The following is a 24,130-nucleotide window of genomic DNA, read 5'->3' on the forward strand; positions in this document are numbered from 1 at the left end:
GCCCGCCGTCAACCCGGCGTGTCAGTCGTCCGCCCCCGCCTCATCATTTATAAGTGGCACCCGGGCCGTCACGCGGGTTCCCCGCGGCTCCCGTGTCGCGTACTCGACGTCCGCGCCGAGCGCCCCGGCCGCCCACTCGATCACCCACAGCCCGAGCCCGGAACCGTGTTCGAGCGCGGTCTCACGCCCGGATTCGACCGCGCGCACCTCGTGATCGGGGATCCCGGGACCGTCGTCGTCGACGACGAGGACGAACTCGGCGGCGTCCCCGCGGTCCTCCCGCCGGAGCGTCACCCGAACCCACGTCCCGCCGTCCGCGCGCTCGGTCCCTTGACCGTCGTGGTGGACGACGGCGTTCTCGACGGCGTTCGCGACGATCGCCTGGAGCGCGTCCGCACGGAGGGACGCGACCCACTCCGCGTCGGTTCCCTCGACGGCGAGCGTGACGGCGTCCTCTCCGGCCCGTTCGCGGGCGTCGTCGACGACGTCGCTCACGAGTTCGCGAACGTCGACCGTCGTGGGGTCGCCGTCCGAGAGCAGCGTCTCAACCGTTCCGGCCTTCTCCCCGAGCGCGGCGAGCGCGCCCGCCCGCCGGTCGATGGCGTCCGCCATCCGAACGAGCTCGGGGTCCTCCAGCCGTTCGACGAGCAGGTCGCCGTAGCCGGCCACCACGCCCGCGTCGTTACGGAGGTTGTGCCGGAGGATCCGGTTGAGCACCTCCAGCTGCTGTCTGCGGCGCTCGCGTTCGGTGACGTCGGAGAAGACGACCGTGTAGCCGACGTGGGTCCCCTCGGGGTCGGTCAGTGCCGCGGTCGATACCGCGAACGTCCGGCGTCGCGGGCCGACGCCGACCGTGATCTCGTTGTCGCCTCCATCCGCGTCGCCGCTCTCCACGTCGATCGCGACGTCGAGGAACGCGTCGAATGGTCGGTCGCGCGCCTGTTCCGCGCCGACCCCCAGCAGCGACTCGGCCGCCGGGTTGAGCCGCACCACCCGCCGGTCGAGCGAAAGCGCCACGATCGGGTCCGCGAGGTCGTCGATCGCGGTGCGCTCGGCGGCCCGGCTCGTCGTCGGGTGCCGGTCGAACATCTCGGCACGGTTGAACGCGTACGCGTCGAGCAGGACGTGCGGGACGAACAGGATCGGGGCCAGCTGCAGCTGCGGCACGGGTCCGAGCTCGAGGATCCACGCGACGAGCGCGAACCCCGGCGGCAACGAGCTCATCGCGACCGCAGCGCTCTCGCGGCGGTAGAGCGGGCCATAGCTGAGGAGCGTGTCCACGAGGAGGAACACCGCGCTGGCGACGAGGACGGTCTCGACGGCGACGACGAGGTACGCCCAGGGGCCGAACGCGTACGACACCGTCGCGACGCCGAAGACGGGGTCGACCCGGAACCCCGTCCAAAACGCCCCGTGGAGCGGGTTCGTCGCGAGTATCAGCGTCGAGAGGACGCCGAACCCGACCACGCCCGCGAACAGGCGGCTCCGAACCACGTCGCTCCGCCCCGTGTACTCCAGCGCGAAACCGAGGAAGGCGATACCCGTCCAGAGGATCCCGAGCCACGTCGACGCCTCCAGGACGGCCCGGAGCGTCGGGTCGGCGACGAGCAGCCCGATCCCGTAAGAGAGACACCACACCGTCTGTGCCGCGAACACGCCGAGGAACCAGTCGACGCCCGGCCGCCCCCGATGGCGGCGGATCGCCCACGCCAGGCCGATCGCGCCGGCCCCGCCGGCGATCGACCCGATCGCGGGCCACGCCGGGACGGCGTCGAGAACCATACACGGGGTACGACGGCGACCCGCGGCGTAAACCTGTCGTGGTCCCGCGGTCTGGATCGCACCCGTTCGTCCGCTTACGTGGCCGGTCCCGTCCGGTCACCGCTCGACTCCTCTCGGCGAGCGAACGCGGCCACCACGGGGGCGAGCAACAGCGCGCCGAGGAGGAACGGGGCGGCGACCGCGACGGTGTACAGCACCGCCATCACCGGCGGTCCGACCGTCCGACCGAGGCTCGACGCGCCCTGTGTGACGCCGAACGCGGCCCCCTGCTCGGCGTCGCTGGCCGCCCCCGAGACGAGCGTCGCGAGCGAGACGTTCACGAGGGCGTTCCCGAGCGAGAGCCCCGCGAGCGCGACGAGCAGCGCGACGAGCGGGAGCGTGAACCACGCCGGCCCGCCGAGGGTTACGTCCCCGGCGAGGCGGTCGATGACGCCCGTGAGCGGGATCGCGACGAGCGCACCCCCGAGGATCACCCCGCCGCCCGCGACGAGCGTTCGCGAGGGGATGACCCGCGAGAGCCGGCCGACGAGAACGCCCTGGTTGATCACGCCGAGGACCCCGACGTACGTGAGGAGGAGCGCGGCCGCGGTCGCGTCGTACCCGAAGCTGTCGGCGACGAACGGGATGAACATCACCTGGACGCCCGCAAACGCGACGGCGACGACGAAGTACGCGACGGTGAGCGGTCTGAGTGCGACCGACGAGATCGCCTCGCGGAACTGGCCGACGACCGTCCGCCGCGGCGGGATCGGCGACCCCGGGGCGGCGTCGGAGACGGGGCGTGTTCGCTTCGGTTCCTCCAAGAACAGGAACCCAACGGCGACGGCGAGGAAACTCATTCCCGCGGCGGCGAAGCTCGGCAGCGAGTACGGCGTTGCGGGGACGAACGACGGGAGGAGCGCGTCCGCGCGGGCGACGACCGGGTCGGCCGCGAGCAGCCCACCGATCGCGGGCCCGAAGACGAACCCGAGCGCGAACGCGGCGCCGACCAGTCCGAGCGCCCCCGCTCGTCGGTCGCGTGGAGTGATGTCGGCGACGTACGCCTGTGCGGCGGCGATGTTTCCGCCCATCGCGCCGGCGAACGTCCGCGACGCGAACAGCGTCACGAGGGCCGCGACCGTCCCGAAGCGCGCCCCCGACTCCCCGGCGTAGCCGAACGCGACCCACGCGACGCCGGCCGCCGCGAGCGACGCGAGCAGGACGGGCCGGCGGCCGATCCGGTCCGAGAGCCGGCCGAGCGTCGGGGCGGCGAGGAACTGTGCGAGCGAGTACGACGCCGCGAGCAGTCCGATGAAGGCGTCGCTGACGCCGAGCGACCGGACGTAGAACGGCAAGATCGGGATCACGATCCCGAACCCGACCAAGTCGATGAACACAACGCCGATAACGACGGCGAGCGCGCGCCGCGGGTTCGACACCGCGGGTGCTCGTCCGTCGCTCGCGTCCGTCGGCGACGGCTCCTCGCCTTGGATCGACGCCGCCCCCGCTTCGGGGTGTGTCACGGTGTCGAAACGATGCGCGTGAGGTTAAACCGGCCGGATGAGTCGGCTGGCTCCCCGGCCGCTCACACGTGTCGCTCGATGACGCCTTTTGCGGCCCTACCCTTCTCCTTCCAGCCGTACCCCTGGTCGTACACGTGGCGTTTCGAGTCGACGAGCTCCGCGGGCGAGGACTCCTCGAACCCGCCGCGGTCCCACGCGCCCGACTCCCGTAACCAACCGATCACGTTCTCCCGGGTCTCCGGCCAGGAGAGCCCGACCATCTCGTACCACGCGATCATCGCGAAGACGGCGTTGTCGTGACAGCCGGGGACCGACCCGTGCTCGTACACGGTCCGCATCGGCTCGCGGGTCGGCTCCGAGACGCGCTCTTTGAACTCCGCGGCGGTGAGCAGCCTGAGGAGGTCGTCGTCGCGGACGACGCGCTGTTCACGCTCCAGCGTCCCGAGCGCGGCCTTGTGGAGCCCGTCCCACTCGCCGGCGACCGCTTCTCGGAGCGCCGACTCGGTGATCCCCTCCGGCTCGGCGGTGAGCACGGCGAGGAGGTCGGTGTACGCCTTCTCCACCGTCGGCCAGCTCACTCCCTCGAACTCGCAGTCTGCGTCGTGGAGGCTGTTTGTGGTCCGGCAGCCGGGACACGGGTAACGGAACGTCGGCACTACGACACGGTGTGCGCCGGCGGGAGTTAGGGTTTTCGCGACGCGGCCGGCGGCCGATCTCACGGCCGCAATCGGCAGTTCCGAAACGTTTACTCGCCGCCCGGTCGCGGATCCACACGGTATGACAAAAGTCAGCGTCATCGGCGCGGCGGGGACTGTCGGAGCCGCGGCCGGCTACAACCTCGCCTTGCGCGACGTGGTCGACGAGCTCGTCTTCGTCGACATCCCGGACCAGCGTGAGACGACGATCGGCCAAGCGGCCGACACGAACCACGGCATCGCCTACGACTCCAACACGACCGTCCGGCAGGGCGAGTACGCGGACACCGCGGGCTCCGACGTCGTCGTGATCACGGCCGGAATCCCGCGCAAAGAGGGCCAAACCCGGATCGACCTCGCCGGCGACAACGCGCCGATCATGGAGGACATCGGCTCGTCGCTCGCCGAGCACAACGACGAGTTCGTCACGGTCACCACCTCGAACCCGGTCGACCTCCTCAACCGCCACCTGTACGAGGTCGGCGACCGCGACCGCCACCAGGTGGTCGGCTTCGGGGGGCGGCTCGACTCCGCGCGCTTCCGGTACGTCCTCTCGGAGCGGTTCGACGCGCCGGTCAAGAACGTCGAGGCGACGATCCTCGGCGAGCACGGCGACGCGCAGGCCCCCGTCTTCTCGAAGGTGCGCGTGGACGGTCGCGACCCGACGTTCGACGCCGACGAGAAGGAGGCGATCCTCGCAGACCTCCAGGAGTCGGCGATGGACGTGATCAGCCGGAAGGGTGCCACGCAGTGGGGCCCCGCCACCGGCGTCGCCCACACCGTCGAGGCGATCCTGAACGACACCGGAGAAGTGCTCCCGTGTTCGGTCGTGCTCGACGGCGAGTACGGCTACGAGGACACCGCCTTCGGCGTTCCCGCGAAGCTCGGATCGGATGGCGTCGAGGAGGTCGTCGAGTGGGAGCTCGACGAGTACGAGTCGGAGCTGCTCGACGAGGCCGCGGAGAAGTTATCCGAGCAGTACGCGAAGATCGAGTAGGCGAGGGTGGAGGAAGCGAGGGTCGAGCAGGTACGTTCGACCCGAAATGGGGTTAGGCTCATTCGAACTGCCCCCGTTTTTTGGTCCCTGGCGCGGTATCCCGATCCATGAGCACCTTCGACAGACTCGGCTACGGCACGTACAAGCTCGAGGACCCAGAGGAGTGCGCCTCGGGCGTCGCCCACGCGATCGAAACCGGCTACCGCCACATCGACACCGCACAGGGGTACGACAACGAGTCGTACGTCGCCGACGGGGTCGAGCGATCGGCGGTCGACCGCGACGACCTGTTCGTCGCGACGAAGCTCTCGACGGACAACCTCTCGTACGACGACGCGATCGCGACCGCAAAGGAGAGCCGCGACCGGCTTCGGACCGACTCGATCGATCTGTTGTACGTCCACTGGCCGATCCACAGCTACGACCCTGAGGAGACGCTTCCCGCCCTCGACCACCTCGTCGACGAGGGCGTCGTCGACCGGATCGGGCTCTCGAACTTCCGCCCCGACCAGCTGACGGAGGCGATCGATCGACTCGACCACGAGGTGTTCGCCCATCAGGTCGAGTGTCACCCGCTGTGCTGGCAGGACGAGCTCCACGAGCTCGCTCGCGAGCACGGTCACTGGCTCGTTGCGTACTCGCCGATCGCCCGCAACCGCGTCGCCGACGTGGACACGATCCAGGAGATCGCCGCGAAACACGGGACGACCCCCGCCGCGGTGAGCCTCGCGTGGCTGCTCTCGAAGGAGTGTGTCGCGCCGATCCCGAAGGCCGCCTCCCACGACCACGTCGAGGCCAACTGGGCCGCACGAGAGCTCGAACTCGATGCCGAGGACATCGACCGGATCGACGCTATCGATCGCGAGGAGCGCGTCGTCGACTTCGAGGAGGCTCCGTGGAACTGAGAGCCTGACCATCGCCCGGCCGGATCGCTCGGCGAGTCGACTCAGTACCGCTCGCGCGGCTCCCCGACCCGTGCCGACAGCGTCCCGTCCACCTCGACGACGACGGTCACGCGGACGTCATCGGAGCCCCAGCCAATTTCGGGGTGCCGATCGACGATCTCGGCGTTCGGAAGGTCGAGCTCGCGGTTCCCGTCCCCGTCACCTCCCGCCGACTCGCGTCCCGACCGGGCGGTAACTCCGTAGGGGGCCGGATACGACACCGACCGCCCGCGGAGCGTCGCCGTGTGTCCCGTCTCACCTGCGGGTGCGAGGGTCGGTTCGTGTACCTCGTCGTCCGCGTCGCCGGACTCGTCGACGACGGTGACGACCAGTTCGGCGGGTTCGTCGGACTCGTTCACCGCGCGGAGCGGACGGAACCGGACGTGTTCTCGGGTCACGTAGGCTGTCCACGCCATACCGCCGCCGACCGCCGCGACGAGCCCGCCGAGCGATCCGGCGATCAGGGTACGTCTGCTCGTGGAGGGCATACGACCCCGTTTGCCCCCGACAGGGATAAGTATCGGCGGCGATCGGGACCGAGTCGAAACTGATCGACGTGCTCGGAGTAATCCCCTCACGGGAGGCCGTAACCCTCCGATTTCACTTTCACTTCCGGGCTCGGGTATAAACGGCGTCGGCACGACGGGTCGGACATGAGTCAGTCCACGTTCGACGACGACGACCTGTTCGGCGAGGCGGCCGAGGAGACCCGCGCCGAAGTCGAAGAGCACCTCGCGGCCGCGCGCGACGCCCTCCCCGACCCGGACGCCGTGTGGACGACCGACGCGGACAACGTGCTCGGCGCGCTCAACGGGTTGAAGTCGGCGCTCGACGCCGGCGACGCGCTCGAACACGTCCGCTCGGCGAAGAAGGCGTACGTGCTCGGCGAACGCGCGGACGCCTTCGAGGACGCCGAGGACCTCGAGGCGGAGATAACGGAGTTGGAGTCGCTCGTCGGCGACATCGAGTCGGCCGCCGAGGAAGTGTCCTCGCTCACCGGGACGGTCCCCGCCATCCGCGGCGCGCTCCAGGACGCCGCCGACGGCGACGACGAGTAGCCGATCCCGCTGTCTACGACCGCGAGGGGATCTTATCTCCTCGTTTCGCGTTCCACCACGGCCGCCGCCAGCGTCGCGAGCGCCTCGCTCGCGAGCGCGACCAGCTCCTGCCCACGCTCGGCGTCGCCCGCGGTCGGGTCGCCGACGACGCCGTTGTCCGTGAACTCGTGGCTGTCGTGAGCGAGGTTCACGCCGGAGACCCACTCACCCCAGTGGTCGGCCCCGCCGTCGCGAGCGGCCTCTACGCGGTCCTCGCGGACCATCTCGGGGTGTTCCGCCCGCAACATCGCCGTCTCCAGCGGGCCCGCGTGACCCATGTCGCTTCCGTGCTCGCCGACCGCGTCGAACCAGGTGAACGCCACCGCGTACCCCTCGTGTGTCGGGTCTCGTGAGAACCGGCGGGCGACCTCCGCGAGCGCGTCGACGTTGCCGCCGTGACCGTTCACGAACACGACGCGGTCGATACCGTGAGCCGGCAGCGAGGCAGCTGCCTCCCGGACGTACGCCCGGAACGTGTCGGGACTCACCCACATCGTCCCGTCGAACCGGCGGTGCTCCTCCGCGACGCCGACGGGAATCGGCGGGCCGACGAGGGCCTCACCATCGGCGTCCATCCCGTCCACCTCGTCCGTTCCGTACGCCGCCGCGCCCGCCTCGGCGACGGCGACCGCGTTCAGCGTGTCCGTGCCCAGCGGGGCGTGCGGGCCGTGTCCTTCGGTGCTGCCGACGGGGAGAAACGCGACGTCGACGTCGGCGTCCCGCACGTCGGTCCAGGTTGCGTCCGCGAGTCGCATACCCCCCTTCAATGGGCGAGCGTCGTATAGCCGGCGGTCCAAGACTGGGTGCCACCCGCCGAACGTCGCAGTCTCGACCTTGGGAATTAATCCGTTCCCCGTTGAGGGGAGGTGTATGACGGATGAGCAGGACTCCAACACCGTGTACGGCGTGGCGTTCGGTCCGTTGAAGCCGGCGCTCCGCGAACACAGCTATCCGGTGACCCGATCCGAGCTGATAGAACAGTACGGCGGCTTCGAGCTCGAACACGCCGACGGCAGTGACCGTCTCTCCGCCGTGTTACAGGAGGCCGACGCGGCGACGTTTCGCGATCCGCGACAGGTCCGTGACGCGGTCCTCGACGCGCTCGAGCCGGCGGCCGTCGAGGGTCGATCGTCGCCTGACGGAAGCGAGGGCACTGGAGACGGACGCGAGGAGCACGACGATGCGCATGGTGAAGAGCCGGGCGACGGGAGCGACGACGGCGGCGACGGGACCGACGGTCCCGGAGACTGGAGTCAGACCTCCGTCTGAGACGGCCGAACCGATTCGAGTTGGGTGTCCCGACCCGACCCGGGTCAGTCGTCGTCCTCTGCCTCTTCTAGCACTCGGGCCGTCCGCTCCTGTGCTCGATCGATGAACTCCTGTGGCAGCTCGTCGATCTCCCCGGCTTGGACCCCCCAGAGGTGGGCGTACAGCCCCTCGTTCTCCAGCAGCTCGTCGTGTGTCCCTCGCTCGACGATCTCACCGCCCTCCAACACGAGGATCGTGTCCGCGTCCTTGATCGTGGAGAGCCGGTGGGCGATTGCGAACGTCGTCCGCTCCTCGGTGAGCCGGTCGAGCGAGCGCTGGATCAGCATCTCCGTCTCCGTGTCCACGTCCGAGGTCGCCTCGTCGAGGATCAGGATGTCGGGGTCTTTCAACACGGCACGGGCGATGGTGACGCGCTGGCGCTGGCCGCCGGAGAGCTTCACGCCCCGCTCGCCGACCATCGTGTCGTAGCCGTCGGGGAGGTTCTGGATGAAGTCGTGTGCTTCGGCGGCTTTCGCGGCCTCGATCACCTCCTCGTCGGTCGCGTCGAACGTCCCGTAGGTGATGTTCTCCTTTACCGTCCCGTAGAACAGGTACGACGACTGGCCGACGTAGCCGAGCGAGCGGCGGAGCGACCGCAGCGTGACGTCGCTGACGTCTTGATCGTCGATCCGGATCGCCCCCTCGTCGACGTCGTACATCCGTAACAGCAGTTTGAGAACCGTCGACTTGCCGGCACCGGTGGGGCCGACGAGCGCGAGGGTCTCGCCGCCCTCCACGGTGAAGTCGATGTCCTCGATGATCGTCTCGTCGTCGTAACCGAACGTGACGTGGTCGTAGACGACCTCGCCGTCGTCGACGACGAGCTCCGTGGCGTCGGGGTTCTGCTCCAGCTTCGAGGGTTCGTCCATCAGCCCGAAGATCCGCGCGGAGGAGGCGCGGGCGCGCTGGTACATGTTGATGATCTGGCCGAACTGCGCCATCGGCCAGATGAACCGCTGCGTGTAGAGGATGAACACGACGAACATCCCCACCGAGAGCTCGCCGGTGAACGGGCCCGGCGGGGTGTCCTGGAACACCCACAACCCGCCCACGATGAACGTGACCACGAACCCGATACCCGCGAGCACGCGGAGCGCGGGGAAGAACTTGATCCGCGTCTCGATCGCGTCCCAGTTGGCGTCGAAGTAGTCGTAGGAGACGTCGTCGACGCGATCCGATTCGTAATCCTCGGTGTTCGAGGACTTGATCACCTGGATGCCGCCGAGGTTGTTCTCCAGCCTGGAGTTCATCTTCCCGACGGTCGAGCGGACCTCCGCGTACTTCGGCTGGATGATCTTGATGAACATGTACGTGAACCCGGCGATGAGCGGGACGGGGAGGAGCGCGACCAAGGCGAGCTGCCAGTTGATCCAGAACAGGAGGACACCGATCCCGACGACCATCACGGACAGCCGGAACATCGAGTTCATCCCGTCGTTCAAGAACCGCTCGAGACGGTTCACGTCGTTCGAGAGAATGGACATCATCTCCCCGGTCTGTTTATCCGAGAAGAAGTCCATATTGAGCCGCTGCATCTGGTCGTACGTGTCCGTCCGGATGTCGTGTTGGATGTTCTGAGCGAACGCGTTGAACCCCCAGTTACGGACCCAGTGGAACGCCGCGCCGAAGAAGAACGCCCCGGCGATGGCGGCGATGAGGAACCAGAACTGCTCGGTCTGTGTCGCCGGCAGCCACGCCTCCGGGAGGAGGACGAGGGGGATCTGTTCGCTGAACACGGCTTCCTCGCGGAACACCGCGTCGATGGCGATACCTAACATGAGCGGTGGGAGGAGGTCGAGCAGCCGAGCGAAGACGCTGGCGAAGATGCCGACACTGACGGGGAACAGGTAGTCCCGCCCGTACACGACGAACAGCCGCTTCATCGGGTTCTCGATCTTGTCCCGCTGTTCCTCGAACGGGTCGTCTTTCTCCCAGTCGATGCTACTCATTACCGTTCACACATGTGAGGTGCCGCAAGTATGTTTCCTTCGAACCGAAATACGTCGGCACGCCTTGCCGGAGACACCTCAGATCTCCCGTTTCTCGACGGCCGGATCGACGTTTGCAGCCGAGAGATCCCGCCTGATCCGCTCTCGAAGGGGGTTCGGAACGCTCGCGCGCGCTACCGGATGGGCCGTTCCCGCTCCCGCGTCCGTGTCGCTCGCCTCGGTCACACCGGTGTCGTTCGGGACCGTCCAGTAGAGCACCGTCTCGGCTCCGGCGTAGTATTCGACGGCGAACCGGTCGCCCCCGCCGTCGTAGTGGACACGTGCCGCATCGCCCTCCGCCCGCCACCCGTCTTGCTGAACGAGCGCAGCGATCGAATCGTTCATGATCGCAGTGGGGGCGGCGGGCACATGTCGGTGTCGCCGACGGGTCGTCGAGGGGCACATCAGTCCTCTCGGATCCGATCTCCCGGCTCCGCATCGCGTTCTATCGATCCCGAATCCCTCTCGACCACGTCCGCATCACGTTCGACCCGCCGCCGCGCGCCGTCGGGCGTCTCGGTCTCCAGTAACGCCTCCAGTTTCCGCTCGAACTCCTCGTCACCCAGGTCTCCGCTGGCGTATCGGTCCCGGAGGGTGTCGAGCGCGTCGGCGGTCGACTCGGTGTCGCTCGCGGCTGTGTCCCTCTCGCCGGTGTCCCTCGCGAAGCCGTCAGGCCAGAGGGCGTCGATCACGATCGCGCCCCCGATACCGAGCGCGAATGCGGTCACCGCCGCACTCCACCACCCGAGTGCGGCAAACACGATCGTCGCGGCGAAACAGAGGGCGAACACCGCGTCTTCCGGGTCTCGACGGACCCCGTCGGAGAGCCGGACCATGGCCGATCGACCCACACGGATGATATAAAAACCACCGCCGCAGGCCGTTTCGTTGGCCCCCGATCACCTCGCACTGCCGCCGGTCGGACCCCGTCGGCGATGGCGTTCGCGTCGACGACTCGGTCCGTGGCCCCGACGCCGTCATCGACACCGGTTTATAAATTCCGCCCCGAAACCCGGCCATGTCCCTTCGCGTCACGTTCCTCGGTACGGGCGGCGCTGTTCCAACCGTGGAACGCGCGCCGAGCGCGCTGTTCGTCAACCGCGAGGGCGACCGCCTGCTGTTCGACTGCGGCGAGGGCACCCAGCGGGGGATAATGCGGTACGGGACCGGCTTCGGGATCGACCACCTGTTCGTCTCACACCTCCACGGCGACCACGTCCTCGGGATCCCGGGGCTCGTTCAGACGCTCGGGTTCAACGACCGCGAGGATCCGTTGACGATTCACTGTCCGCCCGGCACGCGTGACGACCTCCACGACTTGGTTCACGCGGTCGGTCACGACCCGGCCTTCCGGATCCGGATCGAAGAGGTCGCTCCGGGCGAGGTCACGTTCGATGGCGACGGCTACACCGTCAGTGCCTTCGAGACGACACACCGGACTCGGTCACAGGGGTACGTCCTCGAAGAGGACGACCGTCCGGGTCGCTTCGATCGGCCGAAGGCGGAGGCGCTCGGCGTTCCCGTCGGTCCCGCGTTCGGCCGGCTTCACGCCGGCGAGTCGGTCGAGCTCGACGACGGGACGGTCGTGGAGTCAGATCAGGTTGTCGGTCCGCCGCGACCCGGCCGCACGCTCGTGTACACCGCGGACACCCGACCCCGTGAACGGACGGTCGAGGTCGCCGAGGGCGCGGACCTGCTCGTTCACGACGCCACTTTCGCCGATGACATGGCCGACCGCGCCCGCGACACTGCCCACTCCACCGGTCGCGAGGCGGGAGGGGTCGCCGCCCGCGCGGGCGTCGAGCGGCTCGCCTTGGTCCACGTCTCCTCGCGATACGCCGGCGACGCCTCCCCGATCCTCCGTGACGCTCGGGACGCCTTCGACGGCGAGTGTCTGCTCCCGGACGACGGCGACCGGATCGAGGTCCCGTACCCCGACACTGGGGAGTGAGCCTGACTGGAGGACGTTCGCTGGGCTCCCCGGCCACCACCGTTCGGTTCCTCACGATCGAACTGCTGATTTCGCATGTTTTAGTCCCGTAACGTGGGTTTTTGCGTGTTGGAGGCGTATGGATCGTGATAGCTGATGCCCGCCCCACAGACCGCCGACGGCGATGCAGCTGACACGGAGCCGGGAGACACGGAGCCGGGAGGCGCGGAGCCGGGAGACACGTTGCAGGCGCGGCTCGACCGTCTCGACCGCGAGATCGCTCGACAGATGGACCGGCTCGGGATCCCGGCGCTCCGCGTCGCGCTCGGCGTCGTCTTCATCTGGTTCGGCGGGTTGAAAGTGATCGGCGGGAGCCCGGCCGCCGAGCTCGTCTCCGCGACGGTGTACGTCGTCCCGCCCGACGTGTTCGTCCCGATCCTCGGCGTCTGGGAGGTACTGATCGGACTGTGTCTCCTGTACCGTCCGCTCATCCGCGTCGGGATCCTGCTGTTGTTCCTCCAGATGCCCGGCACGTTCCTGCCGGTCGTCCTCCTTCCGGAGGTCGTCTTCGTCACCTTCCCGCACGAGCTCACCGTCGAGGGGCAGTACATCATCAAGAACCTCGTGATCATCGGGGCCGCGCTCGTCGTCGGCGGGACGGTCAGGGGTGACGTCGACGACGGTTCCGCGGAACCGAACGACGACCCGGCCGTTTCCGACGGCGAGTGACCGCCGCCCGCTGGTCGGGCCCTTTCCGGCGTTACCGCCCGCCGGGAAACCTTGATACGCCGCGGCACCGACCCCTCGCGTATGTCCGATGACTGTGTGTTCTGTTCGATCGTCGCCGGCGATATCCCGGCACGAACGGTCCACGAAACCGACGACGTGCTGGCGTTCCTCGACGCGAACCCCCTCGCGGCGGGCCATACGCTCGTGATCCCGAAAGCACACGCCCGACACGTCGGCGATCTCGACTCCGCGCTCGCGAGCGACCTCTTCGACGTCGTCGCCGAGCTGACGCCGCGCGTGCAGGACGCCGTCGACGCCGACGCGGCTAACGTCGGGATCAACGACGGTGCGGCGGCCGGTCAGGAGGTTCCGCACGTCCACGTCCACGTCATCCCGCGATTCGAGGGCGACGGGGGCGCTCCCCTCCACGCGGTCGGCGGGGATCGGCCGGACCTCTCCGAGGACGAGCTGGACGCCATCGCTGCCGATATCGCCGGATAACGGCTTCGAACCTCGTTCAACAGAGTTAAGCGCGGATCCACGAGTACGTGGGTATGCATGCGACGACGCTCGCGCTGGTCGGGGCGACCGGCGGCGCGGGGACGACACGCACGGCCGTCGAGCTGGCGGCGATCGGTGCCCGCGGTGGCCGCAACGTAGCCGTGATCGACGCCGCGTTTACCACTCAGGGACTCTCGGAGTACGTCCGGGACCGTATCGGCACGGACCTCACTGCCCTCATTACGGATGACGCCGGCGTGTCGCTGTCGGCCGCCACGTACACGCTCGCCGGCGACGGTGCTGCCGCCGACCAGCTGAACGACCTCTCCGGGAAGGTCGATCTGATACCCGCCCGTGCCCCGTTCGAGCGGGTCGCTCGCGCGAAGACCGCCGAGGCTGCCCGGAAGCTCGAACGGCGTATCGACGAGGCCACGACCGGCTACGACGCCGTCGTCGTCGATACCTCGCCGGTCGCCTCGAACGAGGCGGTCGCCGCGGTCACGTCCGTCGACCGCGTCGGCGCGGTTCGGCCGGCGACGCCACACGGCGTTGACGCTCTCCAACGGCTCCGTGGCCGGATCGCCGACGTAGGCACGACGGTCGATGCGAGCGTCGCGGTACGGCGCGGGATCGACACGGAGACCGACGCGGCGCTCGACGACGCGGACGTCGTCCTTCCGCCGACGGACCCGGCGGTGGCGGCCGCCCCGGTCGTCGCGGACGGATCGATGGCGTACGCCGAAGCGATGGTCGACGGCTACGCGCGGCTGTTCGACACGAGTGTCGACGTCGAGTTCGCGGATGCGGGGCTCTTCGAGCGGCTCCGGAACTGAGAACTCCGACCGCGACGTCTTCCCTCTCCCGCGCTCACCGTCTACCGACCGGACCGTTCACGACCGTCGCCTAGCGGAGGTCGTCCGGCGAGCCGACGGCATCCCCGAGGGGATCCGTGGAACCGAGCGCTCCACCGAGCGGTGACGACCCGGCGACCGCGGCTTCCACCGCGTTCGCCGCCGCCGGTATCGGGTCGTGGGTCTCCATGTACGCCGCGAGCGCGAAGTCCGCGCCGTCTCCCCCGGTGAGCGCGACCGCCTCCCGGCGGGAGATCCGCCCGTCGAGCCAGTCGCGGACGACCCCGCGGCGCGTCGGTGCCAGCGGACAGACGCCGTCGACGCCGCAGCGATGGAGCGCCTTCGCGGCCGTCATCGGTGTCACGCCCGCCTCTTCGGCGGTGTCGGCGACACTCCGCCCCGCGGTGTATGCGTCCACCAGCGTCGCGGTCGCTGCCGCCGTACACGGCAGCGCGTTCTCGTGTGCGCGGAGCCGGTCGACGAGCGGCGTCTCCGTGTCGTCCGCGACGACGACCCCCCGGTCACGCTGGACCGTCGTCACCTCCAATCCGGCCGCGATATCCGACAACGTCATGCCATCCGATGCCACCCACCTGGTCATAAAACCACCGTACTCCGTCGGGGTCGACGGCAGATCACCGACCGATAACCGGTCGGTCCAAGCGCGGCGATCCGGCCGATCACCCCCCGATCCACCGGGGTTTAAGTAAGGCATCGGGACCGAGGTTCAGTTGTGATGAGTCAGGCACGTCCGACCCACGTCCGCTCGAACCGCTCCGAGACCACCGACGCCACCCAGATCGATACGGTCGACCAGTGCCCCGAGTGCTCCGGTCGGACCCGGGTCGAGAGCGCGGAACGGGTCTGTACGGAGTGCGGACTTGTCGTCGAGGCCGACCGCATCGACCATGGCCCCGAGTGGCGGTCGTTCGCGGACGACGACACGAACCCGAAACGTACCGGCGCGCCGCTGACACGCTCGCGTCACGACCGCGGACTCTCCACGGAGATCGGTCGCTCGACCCGTGTCAAGGGTCGCAAGCGTCGACGGCTCGCCCGCATGCGCACCCAACACAACCGCGCCCGGATAGCCACGAAACGCGACCGCAACAAGGTGTACGCCTACACGGAGATCCGCCGACTCACCGGCGCGCTCGAGCTCCCGACGAGCATCCGCGACACCGCCTGCACGCTGTTCGACTCCGCCCAGTCGGAGAGCCTCCTCCGCGGTCGCTCGCTGGAGGGGTTCGCATGTGCCTGCGTGTACGTCGCCTGCCGGACCGCCGACATCGCCCGCACGGTCGACGAGGTCTGTGCGGCGGCCAAAGCGAGCGAGGCCGAACACCGGGCGGCGTTCGACGCGATGAACCGCGAGCTCGGTCTTCCGATCGGGCCCACCTCGCCCGTCGAGTACCTCGCCCGGTTCGCCTCCGAGCTCGGCTGCTCCTCGGCCGTCGAGCGCCGTGCACGCGAGCTCGCCGACCGCGCCGTCGAGGAGGGGATCGCGAACGGTCGGAATCCGGTCGGCGTCGCCGCCGCCTGTCTGTACACCGCGGCTCGCAAACACGACACCGAGTGCACCCAACAGGACGCCGCGGACGTCGCCGACGTGACGCCCGTGACGATCCGCCGGACGTACGTGGATCTGACGAGCGAGGAGTGAACGCGCCTGACCTACGTGGTGGAATGAACGATCTCGACGAACACGTCGGGTCGACCGCCTCGACGGCGAGTGCCGTCTCGTGACGCCGGAAGCGACCGCGACGGGCGTCAACGGGGACCGTCGCGTCCGGAGGGACCGGCGGAGGGCTGATGGAGGGCCGATCGAGAGCCGATGGAGGGCGGCGGCCGCCTCCCGACGTCACGCATCTGAACACAGGGACGGTTCCCGGTTCTACCTTAGTCGTAAACAATCCGGACAAACCGTACAATCCGTATCGAACGAATAAGACGTTCGTTCAGCGTAATTCGGGCGGCTCCCAGCGTTCAGCGTAGCTCGAGCGGCGCTTACTCGTCGAGCTTGTGTTGGAACGCGAAGAAAACGCGTCGGCCGATTCCCGTCAGATGCACCGTGTCCGACCGCCCGACCGGTTCGAGCTCGACGTATCCCCGGTCGCGGAGCGGGTCGAGCACTCGCGTCTCTAGGGCCCGGTACTTCGCCGTGCGGCTCTCGCCGGCCTCCTTGAGGAACGCGAGCTCGCGACCGCGCGCCCACTCGATCAGGTTCCACTTGTCCGTCGTTCGGTCCTCGTTCGATCGCTCGTACAGCCGGCCGAGGACGGCGACCTGGTCGTGTGTGGGCGCGTCCATCGGGTACAACGGAAGGTCGACGGTCCGCTCGACCCCCGCGGTGAGCGGCTCCTCCCGCACGTCGTGGTGGTGGGTCTCCGGCTCGACGCTGTACGGGCGCGCGCCGACGATCATACACGCCATCGCGACCCCGACTGCGGCCACCCGCGGTCCGGTCGACACGTTCGCGAACAGCCTGTCGCGTCCGGTCCGGTTCCCTCCGTGTCCGTTCCGATCGCTGTCGTGTACGGTCGTGTGACCGCCCCGGCCGCTGCCGGAGCCGTCGCCCGCCCCGTGTCGGGCGGCGACCGTCGTCGTCACCCCCAACACGTCGTACACGTCCGCGAGCTCGACGGGGAGCGCCCGGACCTCGGCGAACTCGTCGAGGGTCTCCCAAGCGTCACGCTGGTAGTCGGTCAGCGCGTTCGGGTCGACCCGGGTCGCCCCCGGGTCGTCGAAGTCGACGTCGAAATCGACGGCACCACGCTCGCCTGGGCGATCGGGGGCGTCCGCGAGGAGGTAGACGACGTCGGCACGGTGACGGCGGAGGGGTTCGACGATGCGGTCGCGTTCGTGTCCCAGCGGTACGATGTGGACGCGACGCTCGGACACGCGGGGGGCCGTGACGTCCATGAGTTTCACATCGACCGAACCGATATAAAAGACACCACTCGCCCGACCGACGCGTTCGAGCGCACGGTCGAGCCGGTGGCCGTCCAGAGTTAAACGCCTGGAACGCCGAACGCGCCGATACCGAGTCTGAAGATAGAGTTGACGACGAGAAGCACGAGGAGCGCGGCGACCCACGCGCCGCCGCCGATGACGGCCGCCTTCACCCAGCCACCCGGGTACCGCCAGTTGATAACGCCGACCCACACGACCAGCGCGATGACCGGGCCGACGAGCGGGACCCACGACGTGAGCGCCCAGCCGAGCGCGCCGAGGAGCGCGGTGACCACGGCGTGACTGTAGTCGTTGACGTCGACGACGAAGCGAGCGCTGAGGTAGATGGCGAGCCCACCCACGAGCAGAGCGACGACGAACGCGACGATCGATCCGATGAACGGGATCGGCATGGAGGATCGTTCACGAGGAACCGTATAAAAGGACGGCAGACGCGGTCGCCTCTCGTCGCGATCGACAGTCGTACCGCGTTTCGATCCCTTCCGGAACGGCCGACGGAACGCCTGCCATCCGCGTCCGCGCGGCCGCGAGCGGAACGACCCCGTCGCCGGCTACGCGTCACCGAGCAGCTCGACGAGCAGCGCGTTCTGTGCGTGCATCCGGTTCTCCGCCTGGTCCCACACGAGCGCCCGATCGGACTCCAGGACGTCGTCGGTGATCTCCTCGCCGCGATGGGCGGGCAAGCAGTGCATCACCTTCGCGTCGGTGCCGTCGAGCAGGTCGGCGTTCACCTGGAAGCCGTCGAAGGCGGCGAGCTTCTCCGCGCGCTCGTCCTCCTGTCCCATCGATATCCATACGTCCGTGTACACGATATCCGCGCCGTCGATGGCGGCCGCGGGGTCGGTCGTCGGCTCCACCTCCGCGCCGAAGGCAGTCGCCCGCTCGAACACGTCCGGGTCCATCCCGTAGTCCGTGGGGGTCGCCACCGACACCTCGATCCCCGCCATCGCGGCGCCGACGACGAACGACTGTCCGACGTTGTTGCCGTCGCCGACCCACGCGACCGTGGCGTCCTCGCCGACCGTCTCCCGGATCGTCAGGAGGTCGGCGAGCGTCTGACAGGGGTGTGCCTCGTCGGTGAGCCCGTTGATCACGGGGCAGTCGGCGTTCCTGGCGAGCGTCTCGACGTCCTCGTGGTCGAACAGCCGGGCCATCACGCCGTCGACGTAGCGGCCGAGCACCCGGGCGGTGTCCCGGAGGGGCTCCCCGTGACCGAGCTGGATGTCGTCCGGCCCGAGGAACATCGCGTGGCCGCCCAGCCGCGTCATCCCCGTCTCGAAGGAGACGCGGGTTCGCGTCGAGGGTTTCTCGAAGATCATCCCGAGCGTCGCGTCCGTGAGTCGGGGAGCCGTCTCCCCGGCCTTCATCGCGGCAGCGCGGTCGAGCAGCGCGTCCAGTTCGGCGGGCGTCACGTCGTCGATATCGAGGAAGTCGTCGGTGGCGAGTGGCATTGGTGTCGGTGGATGTGTCGTCGTGTACGGTTACGTGTGAGCGTTCGATGTCGAAAACGCGCGCCGCGGCGGAGCCGCGACGCCTACCGTCGGTCTCGGCAGACGTCGCTCAGAACGGTCGTCGCGCGGTCCAAGTCGGACAGTGGCAGCCGCTCGTCCGGCGCGTGGTCCAGGTCGGAGTCGCCGGGACCGTACGTCACCATCGGACAGTCCCAGGCGGCTGCGAAGAGGTTCATGTCGCTGGTTCCGGTTTTGCGGATCAGCCGAACGTCACCGCCGGCGTTCCGGATCGCGACGCGGAACGCCCGCGCCAGCGCCGTCCGCGGGCTCTCCATTACCGGCGGGATCGGCTCCTTCCAGTGGACCGATCCGGTCGTCAGCTGCGCCTCGGCGAGCTCGTGGATCTCGTCGACGGTCCGGTCCGGAGGGACGCGCAGCTGTACGTCCATCGTCGCCTCGACGGCCAGCCCGTCGTCAGTGAGCCCGCCGTCGATGTCGACGGGTTTCGCCGTCACCTGCTCGAACACCGGCGTGTCCGGGTCGTCGGGATCGAACGTCTCCTCCACGTCGTGCCACCAGTCGATCGCGTGCTGGATGGCGTTCGGCTCCGGCCGCGAACTGTGCCCGGACTCGCTGGTGTTCACGTACGTCCCGGCGAGGAACCCCCGGTAGCCGAGCGTGATCCCGTCCCAGCCGGACGGCTCGCCGTTCACGACGGTCTCGGGCGCGTCGCGGTCCTCGACGAGGAAGCGCGCCCCACGCGAGCTCGTCTCCTCGCCGGCGACGCCGACGAACGAGACGCCCGTCCGCACCGCTGCGACCGCCATCGCGACGAGGGGGCCGGTAGCGTCGACCGTTCCCCGCCCCCAGAGCACGGGCTCGCCGGGCTCGCCGATCGGGTCGTCCTCGGCGGCCGGCGTGACTTCGACGGGGATGTCTCCCGGTACCGTGTCGACGTGCGAGGTGAGGAGAACGGCGTCGTCCGCGGGTGCGCGAACGTTGCCGACCTCGTCGATCCACGCCTCCCGGCCGTTGGCCTCGAAGAAGTCGACGAGCCGCTTCGCGGCCTCTTCCTCTTCACCCGATGGTGACGGGATGGAGACCATGTCGTACAGCAGCTTTCGAGCCGGCGTGTCACACGCTGCGGGGTAGCCTCCCCCGGCGACGACGTCGGTACCCGCCGCCGCAGACTCGTCAGCGGTCGACGCGGTCGCCGAATCCTCCGTGTCGACCGCGTCCGATTCGCGCTCCGTCTCGGTCGACATCATTCCACCACCTCTTCGATGGCGCCGACGACCGCGTCGGCGTGCTCGCGCTCGATCGTCAGCGGCGGGAGCAGACGCAGCACGGTCCGGCCCGCGGGCAACGCGAGGATCTGATGGTCGATAGCCAGATCGCGAAGCAGGCGGTTCGAGCCGCGTTTCACCTCGATTCCGATCATCAGGCCGTCGCCACGGACCTCGCGGATGTCGTCGCCGAGGCGCTCCTCGAGCTCCTCGCGGAGGTACGCGCCGACCTCGGCTGCGTGTTCGGGGAGCCCCTCGCGCTCGATGACATCGAGCGTCGCCCCTGCCGCCGCCGAGACGACGGGACCGCCCGAGAACGTCGAGCCGTGGTTCCCGCAGTTCTCGGCGATCCAGTCGCGACACAGCGTCGCGCCGATCGGTAACCCGCTGCCGAGTCCCTTCGCGGTCGTCAGGATGTCGGGCACGACGCGATGGTTGTCGGCCGCCCACAGCGACCCGGTGCGGCCGAGTCCGGTCTGGATCTCGTCGAGGATCATCGCCGTCCCGTTTGTCGCCGTCGCGACGCGAACCGCCTGCAGGTACTCCGTGGAGACGGGATTGATCCCGCCCTCGCCCTGTAGCGGTTCGATGATCACCGCGGCGGTCTCCTCGCCTATCGCCTCCCGCATGGCATCGATGTCGCCGTAGTCGACGAACTCGACCCCGCCGGCGAGCGGTTCGAACCCCTGCTTGTACTTCGTCTTCCAAGTGGTCGCGAGCGCCCCCATCGTCCGGCCGTGGAACCCCTGTTTCGTCGCGACGATCTTCTCGCGACCCGTCGCGTGCCGGGCGAACTTCAGGGCGGCCTCGTTGGCCTCGGTCCCCGAGTTACAGAGCCAGACGTTGTCGACGTCGACGGGGCCGGCCTCGGACAACTGCTCGTACAGCGCTGTCCGCGCCGCGTGTGGGTACGACGCTTGGACGTACATGAGATCCTCCAGCTGGCTCGTCGCGGCGTCGACGACTTCCGGGTGGCAGTGTCCGACGGGGGTACACGCGTAGCTCGCGCCGAAATCGAGGTACTCGGTCCCGTTCGTGTCGGTGACCGTGACGCCGTCGCCGCTGGCGATCTCGATCGGTTTCTCCGAGAAGACGAAGCCGCTCACGCGGGATCACCTCCGTCGGTCTCGACGGTCGCGTCGCTTTCGTTCGCCGCCTCCCCGAGCGCCGACCGCTCGATCGTCGTTCCAGCGCCGCCGAGCGCGGCGACGATCGGGTCGTTGACGTTGGCGTCCGCGACGACGACACGCCCGGAGCCTCCCGACAGCGCTTCCTTCGCGGCCATTATCTTCTTGCCCATGAACCCTTCCGCGGCGGCTTCGACCGCCGCCAGTTCGTCGGGCGTCGTCGCCGCCTCGATCAGCGTGTCGGGGTCCTCGGGGTCCGCATACACGCCGGCGACATCCGTCAACAGGACGAGGTCGGCGTTCAGCGCGCTCGCGACGGCGGCGGCTGCCCGGTCCGCGTCGGTGTTGACGGGTGTGACGCCGCCATCGCTCTCCGTCCCCTCCATCGGGGGCGACACGACGGGGGTGTAGCCGTCGGCGAGCAACCCCGTGAGGAGGTCGGCGTTCACCGACTCGATCCGGCCGGAGTGCTCGCCGCGCCGGATCTTCTTTTTTCCGTCCTCGATCACGCGGATAGCCGACTTCCGAGGCCCCGAGAGGAGCCCGCCATCGACGCCGCTCAGCCCGACCGCGTCGATGCCGGCCTCGCGGAACAGCGCCGTCAGCTCGGTGTTGAGCGTGCCGGCCATCGCCATCGTGAACGCCTCCATCGTCTCCGCGTCGGTGAACCGACCGGTGACACCGGAGGCGGACTCGACGTACTCGGGCTCCATCCCGAGCCGCTCGATAGTCTCGTCGACGACGGTCGAGCCGCCGTGAACGACGACGACCCGACGCCCGTTGGCGGCGAGGTGGGCGACGTCGCCGACCGCCCCGGCGGGGTCGACCGCCTTCGCGCCGCCGATCTTGACCACGACCGGAGGCTCGTCCCCGGTCACGGCTCCGGCGTCCGTGTCGCTGCCGTTATCGACGAGCTCATCGGGGTCGGCGTCGACGTTCGTGTCCCCGCTCATGGCGACCCCACGGGATGTAATCCGTCGAACTCCAACCCGGCGGTCTCGGGCAGCCCGAGCGCGACGTTCGCCGCGTGGACCGCCTGTCCGGCCGATCCCTTTGTCATGTTGTCGATAGCCGAGAAGACGACGACACGGCGGTTACCGGGGTCGAGCTCGAAACCGACCTCGCCGTGGTTCGTCCCCGCGACGGACTTCGGTTCGGGGTAACGGTACACGCCGCCGCTGCCGGACACGATCCGCATGAACGGCTCGTCGGCGTACGCGCCGCGGTACGCCCCCCACAGGTCCCCCTTCGAGACCGGCTCCTCGGGGAAGACGTGACACGTCGCGCTCGCGCCCCGCACCATATCCACCGCGTGAACGGTAAAGGAGACGGAGAGGCCGAGATACGCCTCGATCTCCGCCTCGTGGCGGTGGCCGGTGGGCGCGTACGGCCGCACGACACCCGACCGTTCGGGGTGTGAGGAGGCCGCACCGCCGCCAGCGCCGCCCTCCGAGGACCCGACCTTCACGTCGACGACGACCTCGCCCGTCTCGGGGCCGAGGACGCCGGCGTCCACGAGCGGCTTGAGCCCGAGGATCGTCGCTGTCGCGTTACAGCCGCCCCCGGCGATGAGATCGGCCCCCGGGAGGTTCTCCCGGTTGATCTCGGGGAGCGCGTACTCGGCGCGTTCTAAGTACTCCGGCGCGCTGTGGCCGTCGTACCACTCGTCGTACAGCGCGGCCTCCGGGAGCCGGAAGTCGGCGGAGAGGTCGACGACGGTGTCGGCGGTCTCGACATACTCGTCGATCCGCTCCATCGAGACGCCGTGCGGCGTCGCCGAGAACAGCACGTCCACCGGTTCGAGCTCCTCGGGGCTTGAGAAGCGCAGATCGAGCCCGCGCAGGTTCGGATGCGAGCGACCGACGGTCATGTTGTCGGCCGACCGCGACGTCGCCTGCACGACCTCGAAGCTCGGATGGCCCGCCAGGATCCGCAACAGCTCGCCGCCCGTGAAGCCCGTTCCGCCGATAACGCTGGCAGTGTACGTCTCGGTGGTGGCCTCGCCGACGGGTGAGTCCGGGTCGGCGGCGGTTCCCTCACCGGTCATACCACGACCTCGTCCGAATCGGCGTCGTCGGTTCCCGCCGCGGCCTTCGTCTCCAGCCAGTCGACGACTTTCGCCGGGACGTCGACCTCGCTGGCCTCGTTCAGCGCTTTGAACTCCACCGTGTGGTTGATCTCGTGGACCGTGTACCGGCTCGACCCCGCGCCGCCGACCTCCATCAGGTCGACGCCGAGGAGACCGTCGCCGACCGCCGCCGACGCCCGTTCCACGATGTCGAGCGCGGTTTCGTCGAGCTCGAACGACTTCGTCTCGCCGCCCTTCGCGGCGTTCGTGAGCCAGTGGTCCGACGAGCGCGTCATCGCGGCGACGGGGTCGCCGTCGGTCGCGAGCACACGGATATCGCGTCCCGGCTTGTCGACGAACTCCTGGATGTAGAACACTTTGTGCTCGTAGTGACCCAGCGTCTCCTTGTGTTCGAGGATCGCCTCGGCGGCGCTGCGCGTGTCGATCTTCGCCATCAGCCGGCCCCACGACCCCACGACCGGTTTGAGTACGCACGGGTAGCCGAACGACTCGATCGCCTCCATCGCCGACTCCTTCGTGAACGCCACTTCCGTCTCCGGCGTGGGGATCCCGGCCTCCGCGAGCGCCAAGGAGTTCTTCGCCTTATCGGCACATACGTCGGCCGTCTCCGGCGAGTTCACAACCGGCACACCGTAGCTGTCGAGAAACCGCGTCGCGTACAGCGAGCGGCTCGTCGAGAGACAGCGATCGACGACCAGATCGAGGTCGTCGACCGCCGCGGTGGTCGACTCCAAACCGAACCGTTCGCGGCGCACGTCGATCTTCTCGACCTCGTGACCGCGGTCACGGAGCTCGGTGAGCAGCAGCTTCTCGTCGCGGCGGATGCGCGAGTAGAGGATCCCTATGTGCATGTCGACCACTCGCGTGTCGCGACCGCGTG

The 24,130-nt window shown here is 68.9% G+C and carries 26 protein-coding genes; 9 read left to right on the forward strand and 17 right to left on the reverse strand.

The features are described from left to right. Window positions 1-21: 21 nt before the first annotated feature. From ACZ5TV_RS07290 to ACZ5TV_RS07300, 3 genes are all read right to left on the reverse strand, one after another. A complete protein-coding gene (locus tag ACZ5TV_RS07290) occupies window positions 22-1,782 on the reverse strand; it encodes a histidine kinase N-terminal 7TM domain-containing protein (RefSeq protein WP_464384300.1) in 1,761 nt (586 codons plus the stop codon). A 74-nt stretch (window positions 1,783-1,856) separates the two neighbouring features. Then, the gene (locus ACZ5TV_RS07295) at window positions 1,857-3,284 is read right to left on the reverse strand and encodes an MFS transporter (protein WP_464384301.1); all 1,428 of its coding nucleotides are present in this window, start codon (window positions 3,282-3,284) and stop codon (window positions 1,857-1,859) included. 62 nt (window positions 3,285-3,346) lie between these two features. Next, entirely contained in the window at window positions 3,347-3,940 is a 594-nt protein-coding gene (locus ACZ5TV_RS07300; RefSeq protein ID WP_379782522.1) for a DUF7474 family protein, read from the reverse strand. Between the two features lie 121 nt (window positions 3,941-4,061). On the opposite strand from ACZ5TV_RS07300, the gene mdh reads away from it, so the two are divergent. Next, the gene (gene mdh, locus ACZ5TV_RS07305) at window positions 4,062-4,976 is read left to right on the forward strand and encodes a malate dehydrogenase (protein ID WP_379782520.1); all 915 of its coding nucleotides are present in this window, start codon (window positions 4,062-4,064) and stop codon (window positions 4,974-4,976) included. A 107-nt stretch (window positions 4,977-5,083) separates the two neighbouring features. Continuing rightward, complete coding sequence (locus ACZ5TV_RS07310) at window positions 5,084-5,881, forward strand: aldo/keto reductase (protein ID WP_379782518.1); 798 nt, start codon at window positions 5,084-5,086, stop codon at window positions 5,879-5,881. Between the two features lie 41 nt (window positions 5,882-5,922). Here ACZ5TV_RS07310 and ACZ5TV_RS07315 read toward each other — a convergent pair whose 3' ends face one another. Further along, window positions 5,923-6,408, reverse strand: coding sequence for a hypothetical protein (locus ACZ5TV_RS07315; protein ID WP_379782516.1), 486 nt, complete (start codon window positions 6,406-6,408; stop codon window positions 5,923-5,925). Window positions 6,409-6,573: 165 nt separating this feature from the next. Here ACZ5TV_RS07315 and ACZ5TV_RS07320 point away from each other — a divergent pair, with 165 nt between their 5' ends. Further along, on the forward strand, window positions 6,574-6,978 hold the full coding sequence (locus tag ACZ5TV_RS07320) for a DUF5790 family protein (RefSeq protein ID WP_379782514.1): 405 nt from the start codon (window positions 6,574-6,576) through the stop codon (window positions 6,976-6,978). A gap of 32 nt (window positions 6,979-7,010) precedes the next feature. On the opposite strand, the gene ACZ5TV_RS07325 is transcribed toward ACZ5TV_RS07320, so the two are convergent. Beyond that, window positions 7,011-7,772 (reverse strand): creatininase family protein, encoded by a 762-nt coding sequence (locus ACZ5TV_RS07325; protein WP_464384302.1) that lies wholly within the window; start codon window positions 7,770-7,772, stop codon window positions 7,011-7,013. Window positions 7,773-7,887: 115 nt separating this feature from the next. Here ACZ5TV_RS07325 and ACZ5TV_RS07330 point away from each other — a divergent pair, with 115 nt between their 5' ends. Further along, window positions 7,888-8,286, forward strand: coding sequence for a DUF5789 family protein (locus tag ACZ5TV_RS07330; protein WP_379781444.1), 399 nt, complete (start codon window positions 7,888-7,890; stop codon window positions 8,284-8,286). A gap of 44 nt (window positions 8,287-8,330) precedes the next feature. Here the strand turns inward: ACZ5TV_RS07330 and ACZ5TV_RS07335 are convergent, their stop codons facing one another. The 3 genes from ACZ5TV_RS07335 to ACZ5TV_RS07345 form a co-directional block, all read right to left on the reverse strand. Then, complete coding sequence (locus tag ACZ5TV_RS07335; RefSeq protein ID WP_379781442.1) at window positions 8,331-10,274, reverse strand: ABC transporter ATP-binding protein; 1,944 nt, start codon at window positions 10,272-10,274, stop codon at window positions 8,331-8,333. 78 nt (window positions 10,275-10,352) lie between these two features. Next, the gene (locus tag ACZ5TV_RS07340) at window positions 10,353-10,658 is read right to left on the reverse strand and encodes a DUF7538 family protein (protein WP_379781440.1); all 306 of its coding nucleotides are present in this window, start codon (window positions 10,656-10,658) and stop codon (window positions 10,353-10,355) included. A gap of 59 nt (window positions 10,659-10,717) precedes the next feature. Then, window positions 10,718-11,149: an SHOCT domain-containing protein gene (locus tag ACZ5TV_RS07345; RefSeq protein ID WP_379781438.1), complete on the reverse strand. Its 432-nt coding sequence runs from the start codon at window positions 11,147-11,149 to the stop codon at window positions 10,718-10,720. A gap of 182 nt (window positions 11,150-11,331) precedes the next feature. On the opposite strand from ACZ5TV_RS07345, the gene rnz reads away from it, so the two are divergent. The 4 genes from rnz (at window position 11,332) to ACZ5TV_RS07365 (ending at window position 14,306) form a co-directional block, all read left to right on the forward strand. Beyond that, complete coding sequence (gene rnz, locus ACZ5TV_RS07350; protein ID WP_379781436.1) at window positions 11,332-12,264, forward strand: ribonuclease Z; 933 nt, start codon at window positions 11,332-11,334, stop codon at window positions 12,262-12,264. 135 nt (window positions 12,265-12,399) lie between these two features. Next, window positions 12,400-12,972 carry a hypothetical protein gene (locus ACZ5TV_RS07355; protein ID WP_379781434.1) on the forward strand — a complete coding sequence of 191 codons (573 nt, stop codon included), beginning with the start codon at window positions 12,400-12,402 and terminating at the stop codon, window positions 12,970-12,972. An 81-nt stretch (window positions 12,973-13,053) separates the two neighbouring features. After that, window positions 13,054-13,473: an HIT family protein gene (locus tag ACZ5TV_RS07360; protein ID WP_379781432.1), complete on the forward strand. Its 420-nt coding sequence runs from the start codon at window positions 13,054-13,056 to the stop codon at window positions 13,471-13,473. A gap of 53 nt (window positions 13,474-13,526) precedes the next feature. Next, the gene (locus ACZ5TV_RS07365) at window positions 13,527-14,306 is read left to right on the forward strand and encodes an AAA family ATPase (protein ID WP_464384303.1); all 780 of its coding nucleotides are present in this window, start codon (window positions 13,527-13,529) and stop codon (window positions 14,304-14,306) included. 70 nt (window positions 14,307-14,376) lie between these two features. Here the strand turns inward: ACZ5TV_RS07365 and ACZ5TV_RS07370 are convergent, their stop codons facing one another. Next, the gene (locus ACZ5TV_RS07370) at window positions 14,377-14,898 is read right to left on the reverse strand and encodes a DUF7858 family protein (protein ID WP_464384304.1); all 522 of its coding nucleotides are present in this window, start codon (window positions 14,896-14,898) and stop codon (window positions 14,377-14,379) included. Window positions 14,899-15,060: 162 nt separating this feature from the next. Between ACZ5TV_RS07370 and ACZ5TV_RS07375 the strand changes: the two genes are divergently transcribed. Continuing rightward, the gene (locus ACZ5TV_RS07375; protein ID WP_379780618.1) at window positions 15,061-15,987 is read left to right on the forward strand and encodes a transcription initiation factor IIB; all 927 of its coding nucleotides are present in this window, start codon (window positions 15,061-15,063) and stop codon (window positions 15,985-15,987) included. Between the two features lie 344 nt (window positions 15,988-16,331). Here ACZ5TV_RS07375 and ACZ5TV_RS07380 read toward each other — a convergent pair whose 3' ends face one another. The 8 genes from ACZ5TV_RS07380 to lysX all read right to left on the reverse strand — a co-directional run bounded on the left by ACZ5TV_RS07380 (window position 16,332) and on the right by lysX (window position 24,101). After that, window positions 16,332-17,246, reverse strand: coding sequence for an HFX_2341 family transcriptional regulator domain-containing protein (locus ACZ5TV_RS07380; protein WP_379780620.1), 915 nt, complete (start codon window positions 17,244-17,246; stop codon window positions 16,332-16,334). Between the two features lie 89 nt (window positions 17,247-17,335). Continuing rightward, window positions 17,336-17,689, reverse strand: a complete 354-nt coding sequence (locus ACZ5TV_RS07385) for a hypothetical protein (RefSeq protein WP_379780622.1) — start codon at window positions 17,687-17,689, stop codon at window positions 17,336-17,338. Between the two features lie 159 nt (window positions 17,690-17,848). Further along, window positions 17,849-18,748, reverse strand: coding sequence for an ornithine carbamoyltransferase (argF, locus tag ACZ5TV_RS07390; protein ID WP_379780624.1), 900 nt, complete (start codon window positions 18,746-18,748; stop codon window positions 17,849-17,851). Between the two features lie 83 nt (window positions 18,749-18,831). Then, the gene (locus ACZ5TV_RS07395) at window positions 18,832-20,013 is read right to left on the reverse strand and encodes a [LysW]-lysine hydrolase (RefSeq protein WP_379780626.1); all 1,182 of its coding nucleotides are present in this window, start codon (window positions 20,011-20,013) and stop codon (window positions 18,832-18,834) included. Beyond that, complete coding sequence (locus ACZ5TV_RS07400) at window positions 20,013-21,140, reverse strand: aspartate aminotransferase family protein (RefSeq protein ID WP_379780628.1); 1,128 nt, start codon at window positions 21,138-21,140, stop codon at window positions 20,013-20,015. Before ACZ5TV_RS07400 ends, ACZ5TV_RS07395 begins: the two co-directional genes overlap by 1 nt. Further along, window positions 21,137-22,114, reverse strand: coding sequence for an acetylglutamate/acetylaminoadipate kinase (locus ACZ5TV_RS07405; RefSeq protein WP_379780630.1), 978 nt, complete (start codon window positions 22,112-22,114; stop codon window positions 21,137-21,139). The genes ACZ5TV_RS07400 and ACZ5TV_RS07405 overlap by 4 nt, the downstream gene beginning before the upstream one ends. After that, on the reverse strand, window positions 22,111-23,208 hold the full coding sequence (argC, locus tag ACZ5TV_RS07410; protein WP_379780632.1) for an N-acetyl-gamma-glutamyl-phosphate reductase: 1,098 nt from the start codon (window positions 23,206-23,208) through the stop codon (window positions 22,111-22,113). Before argC ends, ACZ5TV_RS07405 begins: the two co-directional genes overlap by 4 nt. Further along, the gene (lysX, locus tag ACZ5TV_RS07415; RefSeq protein WP_379780634.1) at window positions 23,205-24,101 is read right to left on the reverse strand and encodes a lysine biosynthesis protein LysX; all 897 of its coding nucleotides are present in this window, start codon (window positions 24,099-24,101) and stop codon (window positions 23,205-23,207) included. The genes argC and lysX overlap by 4 nt, the downstream gene beginning before the upstream one ends. Window positions 24,102-24,130 lie beyond the last annotated feature (29 nt).

The organism is Halorubrum tibetense, from assembly GCF_055396225.1.